The following is a 13,915-nucleotide window of genomic DNA, read 5'->3' as shown; positions in this document are numbered from 1 at the left end:
GGATTTTTGGATTTTTGGATTTTTGGGTGGGAAATTATTTTTTCTCGAAACTGCGATAGTGTGAAAGAAAAACATAAAAGGTTCCGTAAGATACAAAACCTATAGCGGTAATGGCCATTAAGATTCTACCGAACGTAGATTGGTCTAAGAAGGCAAAGGCCTCTTGTATGCCTTTTATGTTGTTACTGCCACTGTAAATTCCTGCGCGTAAAAAGAAATAGGCAATGATTGCCACCACAAAAGCACGAGCATAAAAGCCAAACATACCTAGACGCCTAACATACCGTGAATACTTTGCACCTTCCAGATTAAACTGATCTAGCAGACCGCCCTTAAAGACCCCGACAATTAAAACCGCGGCTTGTATTCCTAAAATCACGCCTATAATAATAAAGAGAATGGAGATTAAGGAGGGGCCAAGAAAATCTATATATGAAATAGCTGAATCTCCACTACCCATTAACGTAAACAAATGGTAAAATGTAAGTATGGCTATGAAGGTGTACACAAAACCTGTGATGAAGAGGCCGAAGCGGCGCATTAATGCCTTGCCGTCCGTACCAATATTTTCCGGATCCGCAATGCTCTGAAAGAACATCCAAAAGGAGTAACACAACAGGCCGGCACCCAAGAGCAGCAACAATAACTGCCCAAAGGGCTGCTTTTCCAAAAAGTTGAGCGCTTGGCTAGTACCAGAACTCTCACCTCCCATATTAAGAGCTGCCAAAAGTGACAGAACGCCAATCACCAAATAGATTATGCCTTTGGAGATGAAGCCTATGTTGGCGATTGTTTTATATGATTTTTTCATGCGCGCGATTGTTTCTAGGCACTTAATATACAAAGTTACGATTAGAAAATTAAAAATGGTTGATGGTTGTTGGTTGATGGTTGTTGGTTGGAATTCGGGTTTTGGAATTTGGGATTTGGGATTTAGAATTTTTACTCCAGGTGGTCTATTAGTTTTTCAAAGGCTAAAATGTTATCTTCCATTCCTATTTTTCTTCGGAGATTTGTTTTCTTCGATTCTACCTGGTCCGGACTTATACCCATTAGGGAAGCGATTTCCTGGGTGGAAAGTTGAAGTTTTAACATGCAGCAAAAAGCCACTTCACTATCTGAAAGAGTGGGAAACATTTGGGAAAGCTGTGAGGCGAAAATAGGATGTACTTCTACAAATTTGCCCTTAAAGTATTTCCAATAATTATTTTGACCCAGAAGCTCCGTCAATTTTGTGACAAATAATTCTGAGCTTTCGGGATTTTCACGATTTTCTATAAGATCTAATATTCTGTTTTGTACATCAGACATCTCTAAAGATACTTGTACCAGTTCCTTTTCCTTATTGGCCAAAGTTCTTTCCTGTTCCAGATGCAGTTCACTTTCCAAAGTGTTCTTCTCTTTCAAAACCTTTTGGGAGTTTTCTAAACTTGCTACCAATTCACGTTGCAGATTTAGCTTGTTTCTATTCGACCTGAAAAGAAAAAACCCAATAATAAGTATAAGCATAAAACTAGCTATGCTGAGCATTAGCATTTTATCTTTTGTACTGTTATTTTCAACCAAAAGTTCGTTGTTTTTTGTCAATACAAGATTTTTCTCGCGCTGCAGATCGTTTTGATAAGCTTCCTGAAGTTCCATTGACTTCTCTTGATTGATAACGGTGTTGAGTGAATCGTTCAAGAAATCCATACGCTCAAAAGATTGCAAAGAATTTTCTACCATTCCTTCTTGGCTATAGGTAGAAACAGCCTGTTTTAAGAAGGCTATTTCGTTATCGGCATTCATTTTAAGCCTAGACGATTTTGCCGTGGCTTTTACCCTGTCTATTACATTTAGGGCATTAGCGTATTGTTTTTGGCTGTTTAAAAAGTCTAAGTATTTTACGCTTAGCTCCATAAAGCGAGGGGAGTCTAGCTGATATAATCCTTCATAGGCGTTCTGAAATGCTTCTTGTGCTTTTTGTGTTTTACCGGTAGCCCTATAAACTTGCGCGAGATTGCCCACGCCTATCCACATATATTCTTTATGGTTCATTGCCCGAAAACCGCTTTCTACTTCTTTTAATGCTTCCTCGGCGGCCTTATAATTTTCTTCCAGTTTAATCAAACAATCTGCATAACTTAAAAGAGTAACATAATAATTGGTGCCCTTATTTTTTGCAAATACCGGTAGAATTTCTTCGTATAAATCTCTAGCAAAAGCGTAGTCCGCGTTGTTATAATATAGGTTTGCCAATTTTTGTTTCACTATATACAAATCTCTTTTATTGCCTACTTCTGTAAGAATAGCAATAGCTTTTTTGAGATATTTAAGTGCTTTGGAGCTATCCATCATATAATTATAGTTGGAAGCCATTTCGCCATAAGCTATGCCCACACCTTCTTTGTTATCTGCCTTTTTATACCAAATGATGGCATTTTCTGCTGCTTCCAATGATTCGTCATAACGCGAACCGATTCGATAATTGATGGCAAGGTTTATATACATTCTGGCGTGCGACAAAGGGTATTCTTCAGTGTATTCCAGCGCTTTTTTCATATAGAATTCCGCGGAATCTGGAACTGCCAATTTGTTATACTGTATGCCTATATTGCTATATGTTTTGCCTACTACCGTATCGTGCAATTTTGAAGAATAACGCAGCAAACGAATCAAATAGATTTTTGTAGAATCGGGGTTTGTGCGAAAATTGTTTTCTATCTGTTGGTTGAGTTTTTCTATCTCGGGAGTTTGTGAATGGGAAGCCATAAAAAGGCAAAAGAATAGGGCAATAAGAATTGTTTTTTTCATAAGTAGGATCAGGGCATAAATATAGGATAATTCTTATGACTTTTGGCGAAAAGGGATGGGCGAAGAGAGATTAGCTCAGAGGAAAAAATGTGGTGAGTTAGAAAATGACGACCTACAAAAAACGAAGTGCGAACCTGTTAGGATAGATCAACAACGAAGTCTGGTACGAGAAATGGGGGTAATAGCGCTTTTTATGTTTTCCCATATTTTAAAGACTGCGGCTGTTTTGCAGTTTCTATCGGGAGAGCTCGTCAATTGCGGCTTCCATATCAATTCCCTTACCCAAAACGGGTTTAAACCAATCGCCTGTTTGTTGGATTCTCTCTGGCATATTTTTTATAGTGAAATCCAAAATTTGTAAACCCGGCCTCACCTCTTTCCACGAAAGGGGGGCGGACACGGGGGCACCAGGTTTTGGTCTTGCGCAATAGGGAGCCGCGAGGGTTTGGCCACGTCGATTTTGGAGATAATCCAAATAGATTTTGTCTTTGCGGTTCTTTACTGCTCGTTCCATACTGGTTAGTTTTGGCAGTTTTTCGCGAATGTAATAGCAGAGCAATTTGGTGAAATCACGCGCCTCATCGTAACCGTATTTTCCGTCCAGTGGAATGTAAATATGTATTCCGCTGGAGCCGGAGGTTTTGCAATAGCCTTTTATCTTTGCCAAATCTAGGATTTCCTTTGCTGCCAACGCCACTTCTATTACCTCCTTAAAACTATTTTTATCTGAAGGATCTATGTCTATTACCGTATATGTCGGGTTCTCAAGTTGGTTTATGGGAGAGTTCCACGGGTTGATTTCTATGCATCCCAAATTTGCCATGTATAAAAGTGAGGCCTCATTTTGGCAGAGCAGATATTCAATTTCCTTTTTGGAGGATTTGGAATAAATTTGCACAGTTTCTACCCAATCTGGCAGGGTATCGTTATCTTTTTGATAGAAAGAGGGTTTATTGATGCCATTGGGATGACGGTGTAGGTTTTGTGGACGGTCTTTTAGATAAGGTAAAATTATTTCAGAAATATTGAGGTAATAGTCAATCAAATCGTATTTAGTATATCCTGCATCGGGCCAATATACTTTTTCAAGATTTGATAATGGCACAGAAATATCTCCCACCTGCAAATGTGATGAACTATTTTTGGCACCTTTTGCATTAGTCTTTTTTGATTGCTGCGGCACCACTTCTTCCAAATTCTTATCATTTCGAAGTCCCTTGTAACTGGGATGGCGCATAAGCCCGCTTTTAGTCCATTCTGAAAATTTTATCTCACAGATCAGTTTTGGCGCTACCCAATGTGGCGTTCTTCCTTTAAGCGAAATTTTTTTACCAAAGGGATTCGTTTCTGTTTCCAGCGTTTGCAGTTTTTGCAAAAGCTCTTTTTGTTCCGAAGCTGAAAAGCCTGTCCCACAATTACCAACGTAGGTGAGTTTTTCTTCTTTGTACATTCCCAAAATTAGGGATCCAAAAATAGAACCGCCCGTTTGGGAATCTGTGTAGCCACAGATTATGGTTTCTTCCGTATTACTGTGTTTTATTTTTAACCAATTTTCGCTTCGATAACCGGGTGTGTAGAGGGAATTGGCTTTTTTGGCAATTACACCTTCCATTCCCGCCTCAACTGCCCGTTTGTAGAGCGTAGGGCCCATAGCTTCAATATGATCGCAGAAAAGAACGTTTTCCAAACCATCCAAAATTTCGGGAAGCAGGCTTTTTCGTTCCAAAAGCGGAAGGGAAATTGTATCGTGGCCGTTCAAGTGAAGTAGGTCAAAAACATAATACCGAAGTTGGCCCTTGGTTTTTTCAGCATCGTATTTTTGAAGTTTTTGGAAATCTGGCGTACCGCTTTTGTCTACAATTACCACTTCCCCATCCAAAATACAATCGTACGGAATGGCTTGCAATTCATTTTTTATGGATGCGAATTTACTGTTATATGAAATTCCGTTACGTGAATATATGGCTACTTCACCATCGTTTATGTTTGCCAAAACGCGATAGCCGTCCCATTTAAGTTCAAACACCCAGTCTGGGTCGCTGAATATCTTTTTCGCTGGGCTGGCGAGCATCGGTTTTATTAATTCAGTTGGGTTGAGAGGTTTTATCTTTCCGGGTTTGGTTCCTTGAGTGTCCGATAAAAAAACCTCAGCATCGTATTCCAGATCGGTGGCATAATTGTCTTTTTTTTTGATGAGCAGCCATTGGTTTTGTTTCTCTCCCCGTTTGGTATGTACCAAAGCGAAAGCGCCTTTTATTTTTTTTCCGAAGAACTCAATTTTGAGATCGCCTTTTTTAAGTTGTTTTAGGGGATCATTACCTTCCTCGCTTTCCATAATCCGAAAGATGCCATCGTCCCAAATATCCATAACGCCCGCGCCGTAGTTACCTTTGGGAATGCTACCGTGGAAGGTGAGATATTTTACTGGATGGTCTTCGGTCATTATTGCCAGTCTTTTATCTCGCGGGTTCATTGATGGTCCTTTTGGCACTGCCCAACTTTTGAGCACCCCTTCCATTTCCAGCCGTAGATCGTAGTGCAATCTTCGCGCTTGGTGGCGTTGGATTACAAAACGGTGTGCGTCGTTTTTATCCAGATCACCCTTTGGCTCCGTTGTTTCATTGAACTTGCGCTTTTTTATGTACTCGTCTAGCGCCACGGTTAAGAAGCTTTAGATTTCTTTTTGCGCTCAAGGCTGGCTTTCAGTTTTGCCATCAAATCGTCTGCTTGCGTTGGAGTGGTGTCCACTTTTTTCGAGCGCGTTTTCTTGCCCGATACTTTATTGTTAATGATCTTCATCAACTGTTTGTTGTATACGTCTTTATATTTATCGAGTTTAAAACCGGTAGTATAGTTCTCGATTAAAGAAAGAGCCATATCCACCTCTTTTTTTGAAACTTTGGTGGACGGCAATTTTAAATCGGCTGGGTCGCGAATTTCTTCCGCAAAGCGAATAACATGAAGTACCAAAGCATTTTTATAGACACCGATGAGGCTCAGTTGTTCTTTCTGTCGCATCACGAAAGTTGCTACGCCCAATTTGCCTGTTTTTTTTAGGGCATCGCGCAGCAGATTATAACTTTTTCCACCTTCCTTTTGCGGTTCCAAAAAATACGGGCTCTTAAAGAGTAGATCGTTTACTTCGGCTTCTTCCACAAACTCTTCAATGTCGATGGTTTTACTCTTTTTCATATTCGCCATTTCAAAATCCTCTTTTTCAAGAATTACGTAAGCATCATCTTTCTTAAAACCTTTTACAATATCTTTCCACTCCACTTCTTTGCCAGTGTCTTCGTTTACGCGTTTATAGCGAATGCGGGCATTGTCGTGCACGTCCAGCATATCCAAATCCAGCCTCCTATCTTCGGAAGCACTGTACATTTTTATGGGGATTGATACTAGGCCAAAACTTATCGAGCCATTCCATATTGATCTCATTGTTTACTTTTTCTTTTAAAATTAGAATTAAAGTATGAAAAACGCAGCTAATTTCACGATACTTTAACCATAGCTTTCTAGTATATAAGGTTAGGTATTGAGGGGGAATTATGAAATTATAAAAAAACAAAACCCCTTGTGCAAATAGCACAAGGGGTTTTTATAATTATTTAAAAAGAAAACTATTCCTTTAACAGGCGTTTGGTTATCTGACCATTTTTGCCTTTGATAATCACTACATAGGTAGCGGCAGCAAGGTTATCTACATTTAAGGTCTTGGCAGTTGCCATTCCCTTTAAATTGAATGATTGTACCAATCTTCCCGTTAGGTCGTAAATATCTGCACTCTCAAGCTCAAGGCTTTGTGGGTTGCCGATGTTTACATAACCCTTTGCTGGGTTAGGATACATTGCGATGCTTCCAAGATTTTGGTTGTTATCACCAGCTCCCAGTATCGTATCTACCGTTAACTCAAAGCTACAGCTACCGGTGTTGCCATATTCGTCCGTGGCAGTAAGGGTAATTGTATAGGTGCCATCAGGCAGAGCTGTTCCAACTGCTGGGTCTTGGCTTGTAATTGTTACGGGATCGGTACAGTTATCGACTGCCGTTGCTTGGCCCGTTGCAAAATAGTCCGGAACAATATAAAACAGGTTGCCAGCTCCAGGATCAACTGTTTGATCTGCTGGACAGCTAACCACTGGTGCAAGATTGTCAACAACCGTTACCACTGCGGTACAGGTAGCAAGGTTCCCATTGTTGTCCTGGCTGAAAATCTGTACTGTTACCGGCGTACCGATATCCGCACAACTGAACTCCGTAATGTCCACTGCTACCGTAAAGATACCACAGGCATCATCGTTACTTGCTATCACATCACTTGGATCAAGGGTAGCAGTTCCGTCCGCTCCAATTTCAATTGTGAAGTCCTGGCAAACAAGTACTGGACTTGTATTGTCCTCTACCGTTACGATTGCTGTACAGGTTTCGGTATTTCCGTTTACATCGGTTACCGTTAGTACTACCATGTTATCGCCGATGTTAGAGCAGTCGAAGGTATCGATGTCAAGATCATAGCTGGCGATGCCACAGGCATCTGTACTGCCGTTGTCAATATCTGTTCCCGCGATTGTAACTGTTCCTGTTACTGGGTCTAGTTCTACCGTGATATCCTGGCAAGCAACTACAGGTGCGGTTATATCTTCTACCGTTACGATTGCCGTACAGGTGCTTGTGTTTCCATTTACATCTGTTACCGTCAATACAACATTGTTGTCGCCAACATTGGAACAATCGAAAGTGTTCACATCAATCGCGATACTTGCCACACCACATTGGTCTGTGCTTCCGCCGTCAACATCGCCCGCAACAATACTTGCGTTTCCATTGGCATCCAACTGGATGGTGATGTTCTGGCATACGGCCAATGGCGCCTCGTTGTCAACTACCGTAATGGTGAAGCTACAAGTGCTTGTGTTTCCGTTTACATCGGTGGCGGTGAACTCAATAGTATTCACTCCTACTGGGAACTGGCTTCCGCTTGGAAGTCCTGCTGTCTGCACCACAGTATCCACACCGCAATTATCCAATGCTATAGGCATAGAGAAACTTACCGTTGCAAAACAGTTGCCCGCATCTGTATTGGCGGTAATGTCCGCTGGGCATATTACTGTTGGAGCGATACCGTCCTCTACCGTTACTGTTGTGGTACAGGTTGAAGTGTTTCCGTTTACATCGGTTACCGTTAGTGTCACTGTGTTTGCGCCTACATTGCTGCAGTCAAAGGTGTCAATATCTATCGAGGTGCTCGCTATTCCGCAGGCATCGGTGCTGCCATTTTCAATATCAGCAACCGTAATGCTTGCATCTCCGTTGGCATCAAGTTGAACCGTGAATGGCACGGCGCAATTGGCTACTGGGGCCACATTGTCCTCAACAGTTACCACAGCGGTACAGGTTGAAGTGTTTCCGTTTACATCTGTTACCGTTAAAGTCACTGTATTTGGTCCTACATCGGCACAGGTAAAGTCGGTAATATCTATCGTGGTGCTCGCAATACCACAGGCATCGGTGCTGCCATTTTCAATATCAGCAACCGTGATGCTTGCATCTCCGTTGGCATCCAGTTGGATGGTGAACGGTGCGGCGCAATTTGCTACTGGTGGAACATTGTCTTCAACATTAACGATAACATCAATTATTGTTTCATTTCCAACTGCATCTGTTCCCGTTAATTGAATGGTATTGCTTCCAACATTTGAACAGTCGAAATCAGTCATACTTAATGTTTGAGTTACAACACCACAATTATCGGTAGGCGTTAATCCAAAATCGGCAGCCGATATGGTTACGTTTCCTGATGCGTCAAGCTGTACTGTGATTGAAGTACTTTCAATACTGGCAGAAGGAGAAAGATCACCTTTTACCCAAACACGATGAATGGTACTAAAATTATTATTTTCAAAATCATCGACTTCCCAACGATTTCCTAAACCTCTAATTCCCCAGTGTGCCTGTCCGGCTCTCCAAAAAGGAAAATTGGTCAAAGCAAAATCTCCTTCATTTGAAAAGAAGTCCGGAGCATTTTGTGGAATTGAAGCATTATGACTTGCTCCCAGCGTATAGTTTGAAGGATTATTTATTCCAGAAAAACTACCATTACCAGTTTTCACATAGTCCAAAACTGCGGAATAGTCTGTAGTGAAATCAATTATATTATTTGGATCTCTTGAGGTTTGTCCATAGAAACGCACTTCTGCAAAATCGATGTCGGCAGCCAATGCATTTCCAAAGTGACCCCAAGAAGGTGAAGCTGCTTCGCTAGTTCCCAATATGGATGCGCCTAATAGCGGAAGATCTGTATTTCTTACCTGAAGGTTTGAGTTATCTCCTGCTTGATGCACATAGTTAAGGATCATTAACCATCCACCACCATCAGTATCGTTGTCCAATGCTCCTTGGAAAGTATTACCATTATAACTAAAGTAATAAGTTCCAGTTGGTACACTTCCAACTATCTCTGGAAGTATGGAAGTAAAAGGATTAGATAAAGTTCCATCTCCATAAATATCTGCAAAAACAGGAGCTTCGTTATCATTTATTGTAACATCAAAACTGCAGGTGGTTGTGTTTCCACTTGCGTCTGTTGCTTCAAAGGTATTGGTCGTAGTGCCGATTGGGAATGTTTCTCCCGAGGCCAAACCGGCAGTTTGAACTACATTAATGGTTGGTGAAGAGGAATTAAATGCAAAATTTAATAGCGCCTCGTGGTATCCAGAACCTAAAGTGGTCCATGCTGGAAAAGGCGATCCTGCAAATTGTCCAGATGACACCCAGGCAATCTCTCCACCTGGCACATCATTAATTCCCCACTCAGCACCACCTGGGGCACTCCCTGGGAGCACAACAGTTACTGTGGGAGCCAATCCGTTTAAGTTATCTTGATCTCCGTTTGGAGCAATTAAGCTCATTCCTGTAGTATCAGCAAATCCAGCTGTAATGCTATTAGGACCAATTAATGTTCCATTCGACGGACCAACGTCATTTGATGAGGTACCTCCCAAAAAGGTGATTAGGTTAATATCTACTGGACTAACAATTACGTCATATCCGGTGACAAAGACATTTCCACCATTAGCTACGAAAGCATCTAAGTTTGTAAAAGTTGATGAATTATGTGTTTCTCCAGAACCATTTGCACCTGAGGCGTGCCAATAGATAAGTTCATACGATGACAATGACCCTTGTAATGTGGCATTATCTCCTCCTGAAAAATCATTGTACACTGCAGTAACAGTATATCCCTCAGAGGTAAGAGCCGTTTCAATTTCACTTGCATCTCCGTTGTCTGAAACAAATAAGATATTTGATGACGTTGAACCACAATTATCAGTAGCAGTAGGAATAGTATAAGTTACCTCTGCGCCGCAAATACCAGGGTCATTATCCTGTGTAATATCACCAGGGCAAGTGATTACCGGTGCTTCTGTATCATTTACTGTTACATCAAAACTACAAGTTACTGTATTGCCATCGCTGTCGGTAGCTTCAAAAGTATTGGTTGTAGTACCCACCGGAAATTCTGAGCCAGAAGGAAGACCTGCTGTTTGCGTTGGGGTTAATACACCATCTTCAGCATCAGTTGCTGTTACTGTATAATTTACTACTGCACCACAGATACCTGGGTCGTTAGAAACTGTAATATCTCCAGGGCAGGTAATTACTGGAGGAGCATTTAATAAGGTTATTATTACTTGTCCATGGGACATAGTAAATTCATCATTAGAACTTAAAATATTTATCTGATTAACACCATTATTATAAGATGCTCCACCGCCGCCAAAAAAAGGAAAACTTACAGCACCTTGACCGCCGCTATAACCGCCGCCGCCGCCGCCATACGTATTTGTAACACCGCCGCCGCCGCCAAAGCCGCCGCCAACTTCATCGCCCGCTCCATTATTTATAAAAGCCTGTGGAACAGTGTGAACAGTTATTCCAGGAGGAGGTGTTGAAACTTGATTATTACCAACAGTTCCATTACCTAACAATCCTGCACCATCTCCACCTTGACCTCCCGTAGCTCCAAAGCCATCTGGCCAAGTACCTGTACCTGCTGATCCGTTTTTTCCACTAGTACCCGTGTTTGCATTTTGTTCAGTAAGACCTTGATTTGTAAGAGAAGTATGGCCAGATCCACAGCCTCCAGCTACTGCCAAAGGGGTATTGTCTGCTTGAGTGATATATGAACCACCTCCACCGCCCCAACCCGGACGCGTGCTTCCCAAATGGCCATGTTGACCTACTAAAATTTTGAGAGTTTCACCTGCTGTTAAAGTGAAATCGCCGCTAATATCGGCAGGATGTCCAACTGAAACTGTAGTTTCATTTTGGTTTCCACCTGTTGATCCTATTACTTGAATACGATACTCTCCACTAGAGGGAACCGTCCATTCTTGAATACCCTGCGTATTTATAGTAACTTGACCATCCAAGGTTGTGGCTGTATAAGCTGCATTTACCTGTCCTTGTGTGGGGCCGTTGCTGCCGGATGCTCCGGCATTTGTAAAAGTGTAAGTTTGTGCTTGCAAAGGAAGAACAACCATTGCAAGAATCAACACAACAAGTGTGTGTAGAATTTTTTTCATCGATTTGGGGTTTAAGTTAAAAAGCGGCTAAAATATAATATTATGTTAAAAGTTCTGTACGTAGTAGTACGTATAAATTTTTTCAACTTCATCATCAATCGATCAAACAATTGTTTTTTAAGGTTTTAAATTTTAAAAAATATAGATATTGTAATCGCAATCTTACGATAAAATTTAAAAAAGAACGATGAGTGGAATTCTGAGTGCTGTATTTTCATCATAAATATTTGGATTATTTCCATTTAGCAGGAAATATTCCAACGAAATTAAATATGTTTTTCTACATTTGTATTCCCAGCAAAAACCATAGATGCATTCACAACTTTTCGCAATTATTGACGTAGAAACCACCGGCGGTGGCATTGCCGGTAATCGCATTACAGAAATTTGTATTGCCCTGTTGAAGAATGGCGAAGTGGTTGATAAATATACCACTCTTGTAAATCCAGAGCGGGATATTCCACAGCATATTACTGCGCTTACAGGGATTGACAATGAAATGGTCGCGGATGCTCCCCGGTTTATTGAAGTTGCTGAAAGAATAGAGAGTTTTACAAAAGACACCATTTTTGTGGCGCATAACGTTAGCTTTGATTATAACGTAATCCGCGGCGAGTTTCGTCTTTTGGGGCAGCATTACAACCGTAAAAAACTTTGCACCGTCCGGCTTTCGCGTAAATTGATTCCGGGCTTGCTGTCGTATAGCTTAGGAAGACTATGCTCTTCCATAAATATTCCACACTTAAATCAGCACCGCGCCGAGGGCGATGTAGATGCTACTGTAATTCTTTTTCAAAGATTGCTTTCGCTTGATGAAGATTTGAGTGTAATCAATACATTTTTAAACCCACTTTCCAAACAGGCCACCCTCCCACCCCATTTACCTGCAGAGCAGATAGAGGAACTGCCGGAGGAAGCCGGGATCTATCTTTTCAAAAACCAAAAACATAAAGTAATTTATGCGGGAAAGGCGAAGAATATAAAAAAGCGTGTGCTTTCTCATTTCTACGATAAAAAAACGAAGGAATACCATCTTGGTCAGGAAACACACTTTATAGATTATGAACTTACAGGAAATGAACTGCTGGCTCTGTTGGTAGAATCTGAACACATTAGAAAGCATTACCCAAAATACAATCGGGCGCAGAAATGGCCGGCCACTACCTACCAGATTATAAGCTATGAAAACCAGCGCGGGGTAATTCAACTGGCTTTGGGAAAAACGAAAGTGCTCCACGATTCTGTAAGCACATTTTACAATAGAACTGAAGCTACTGAGAAACTAGAGGAAATTTGCGAAATATTTAAGCTTTGTCCGCGCTTTTGTGCTTTGCAGAGCAGTTCTGAAAAATGCTCACATTACCGCATAAAAAACTGTGAAGGCATTTGTGAAGAAACCGAAACTGTTGAAGAATACAACCTAAAGGTGCAAGCCGCAATTCAATCTTTAAAAGAGAATAATCTGAGTTTTGCAATACAGGGAAAAGGGCGAACCGAAGGCGAAATTGCTTTTGCACTAGTTGTTGATGGACAATATAGAGGTTTCGGCTTTTTTGACCGTAGCGATTCTATTTGTACTATTGAAGATTACGAACCTTTTATGAAATTGCAGCAAGCTAGTTATCACACCCATGCTATTATTAGAAGTCATCTTAAAAAGAATGGGGAACGGAATTTGGTTTATTTTGAAAAGCCTCTTCAGCTTGCGAACCATAGAATTAATACGATGAAAAAGAGTGCTTTAACTGATAGTAAAGAGGATGTTTTTGCGCATTGGGGTGAGACCCTTTAGATTGGAAAAGAATCTGTCAGCTTGGAAAACAAGATCTCATCAAAACTCATAATTACCCTATCTGCTTTACTATAATTCTGATTAACAGAATGGGGGCTTTTGAAACCTACGCAGTAAATGTTTGCAGCTTTTGCAGCGGCAATACCGTTTGTAGAGTCTTCAATTACCATACAATTATCTCCGTGCTCATTGGCAAGTTCGGCAGCTTTTATAAAAATTTCGGGATGAGGTTTTGATGCTTTTAAATCGGCGCCGCTTATTTTCGCATTGAAATATTTGTCGAGATCAAAGCGTTCAAAAATCCGGTTGATGTTTGGCATAGAGGCCGAAGACGCCAAGATCAGGGTAAGTCCATTGGCGTGGTAATCTTTTATAAGTTCATGAACGCCATCCAAAAGCGCTAGTTCGTTATCGTTTTCAAAAAGATATTTAAAGTGTTTCCGTTTTATTGAAACAAGATTTTCAGGGGTTTCGGAAATACTGAAATGCTGACAAAGTGTTCTGCAAATAGGCAAGGTTGCCTGCCCCGTGAAAGAATCATAAAGTGCTTCACTCACGTCAATATTTACTTCCTCAAACATTTTGAAATAGGCTTTCCTGTGCAACGGTTCGGTGTCTACAATGACGCCATCCATATCAAAAAGTACGGCTTTTAGCATTTTTCTTTTTTTTGCGAAGGTAATATAGATTATTGGATTGTTGGATTTTTGGATTGTTGGATTGTTGGATTTTTCAATATTGATTT

Annotated in this window: 7 protein-coding genes; 1 reads left to right on the top strand and 6 read right to left on the bottom strand. The window is 40.9% G+C overall.

The genetic code is table 11. The annotated features are described in order from the left end of the window. Positions 1 to 34: 34 nt before the first annotated feature. From ESV24_RS01370 to ESV24_RS01350, 5 genes are all read right to left on the bottom strand, one after another. On the bottom strand, positions 35 to 811 hold the full coding sequence (locus ESV24_RS01370; RefSeq protein WP_111813686.1) for a DUF1206 domain-containing protein: 777 nt from the start codon (positions 809 to 811) through the stop codon (positions 35 to 37). 131 nt (positions 812 to 942) lie between these two features. Further along, positions 943 to 2,793, bottom strand: coding sequence for a tetratricopeptide repeat protein (locus tag ESV24_RS01365; RefSeq protein ID WP_111813684.1), 1,851 nt, complete (start codon positions 2,791 to 2,793; stop codon positions 943 to 945). 235 nt (positions 2,794 to 3,028) lie between these two features. Then, positions 3,029 to 5,452 carry a DNA ligase D gene (ligD, locus tag ESV24_RS01360; protein WP_111813682.1) on the bottom strand — a complete coding sequence of 808 codons (2,424 nt, stop codon included), beginning with the start codon at positions 5,450 to 5,452 and terminating at the stop codon, positions 3,029 to 3,031. Between the two features lie 2 nt (positions 5,453 to 5,454). Next, the gene (gene ku, locus ESV24_RS01355; RefSeq protein WP_111813680.1) at positions 5,455 to 6,231 is read right to left on the bottom strand and encodes a non-homologous end joining protein Ku; all 777 of its coding nucleotides are present in this window, start codon (positions 6,229 to 6,231) and stop codon (positions 5,455 to 5,457) included. Between the two features lie 182 nt (positions 6,232 to 6,413). After that, positions 6,414 to 11,378 (bottom strand): T9SS type A sorting domain-containing protein, encoded by a 4,965-nt coding sequence (locus ESV24_RS01350; RefSeq protein WP_111813678.1) that lies wholly within the window; start codon positions 11,376 to 11,378, stop codon positions 6,414 to 6,416. A gap of 310 nt (positions 11,379 to 11,688) precedes the next feature. On the opposite strand from ESV24_RS01350, the gene ESV24_RS01345 reads away from it, so the two are divergent. Further along, on the top strand, positions 11,689 to 13,170 hold the full coding sequence (locus ESV24_RS01345; protein WP_111813676.1) for an exonuclease domain-containing protein: 1,482 nt from the start codon (positions 11,689 to 11,691) through the stop codon (positions 13,168 to 13,170). On the opposite strand, the gene ESV24_RS01340 is transcribed toward ESV24_RS01345, so the two are convergent. Next, positions 13,167 to 13,829, bottom strand: a complete 663-nt coding sequence (locus tag ESV24_RS01340; protein ID WP_111814111.1) for an HAD family hydrolase — start codon at positions 13,827 to 13,829, stop codon at positions 13,167 to 13,169. The genes ESV24_RS01345 and ESV24_RS01340 overlap by 4 nt on opposite strands. Positions 13,830 to 13,915 lie beyond the last annotated feature (86 nt).

The organism is Aequorivita lipolytica (assembly GCF_007997135.1).
In the GTDB taxonomy this organism is placed as follows: Bacteria; Bacteroidota; Bacteroidia; order Flavobacteriales; family Flavobacteriaceae; genus Aequorivita; species Aequorivita lipolytica.
This window is presented reverse-complemented; position numbering and strand designations above follow the sequence as displayed.

What these genes read in the sequence shown, in the direction of transcription:
- ESV24_RS01370 (WP_111813686.1), bottom strand. Translation starts at nt 811, where the DNA reads ATGAAAAAATCATATAAAACAATCGCCAACATAGGCTTCATCTCCAAA.
- ESV24_RS01365 (WP_111813684.1), bottom strand. Translation starts at nt 2,793, where the DNA reads ATGAAAAAAACAATTCTTATTGCCCTATTCTTTTGCCTTTTTATGGCT.
- ku (WP_111813680.1), bottom strand. Translation starts at nt 6,231, where the DNA reads ATGAGATCAATATGGAATGGCTCGATAAGTTTTGGCCTAGTATCAATC.
- ESV24_RS01350 (WP_111813678.1), bottom strand. Translation starts at nt 11,378, where the DNA reads ATGAAAAAAATTCTACACACACTTGTTGTGTTGATTCTTGCAATGGTT.
- ESV24_RS01345 (WP_111813676.1), top strand. Translation starts at nt 11,689, where the DNA reads ATGCATTCACAACTTTTCGCAATTATTGACGTAGAAACCACCGGCGGT.
- ESV24_RS01340 (WP_111814111.1), bottom strand. Translation starts at nt 13,829, where the DNA reads ATGCTAAAAGCCGTACTTTTTGATATGGATGGCGTCATTGTAGACACC.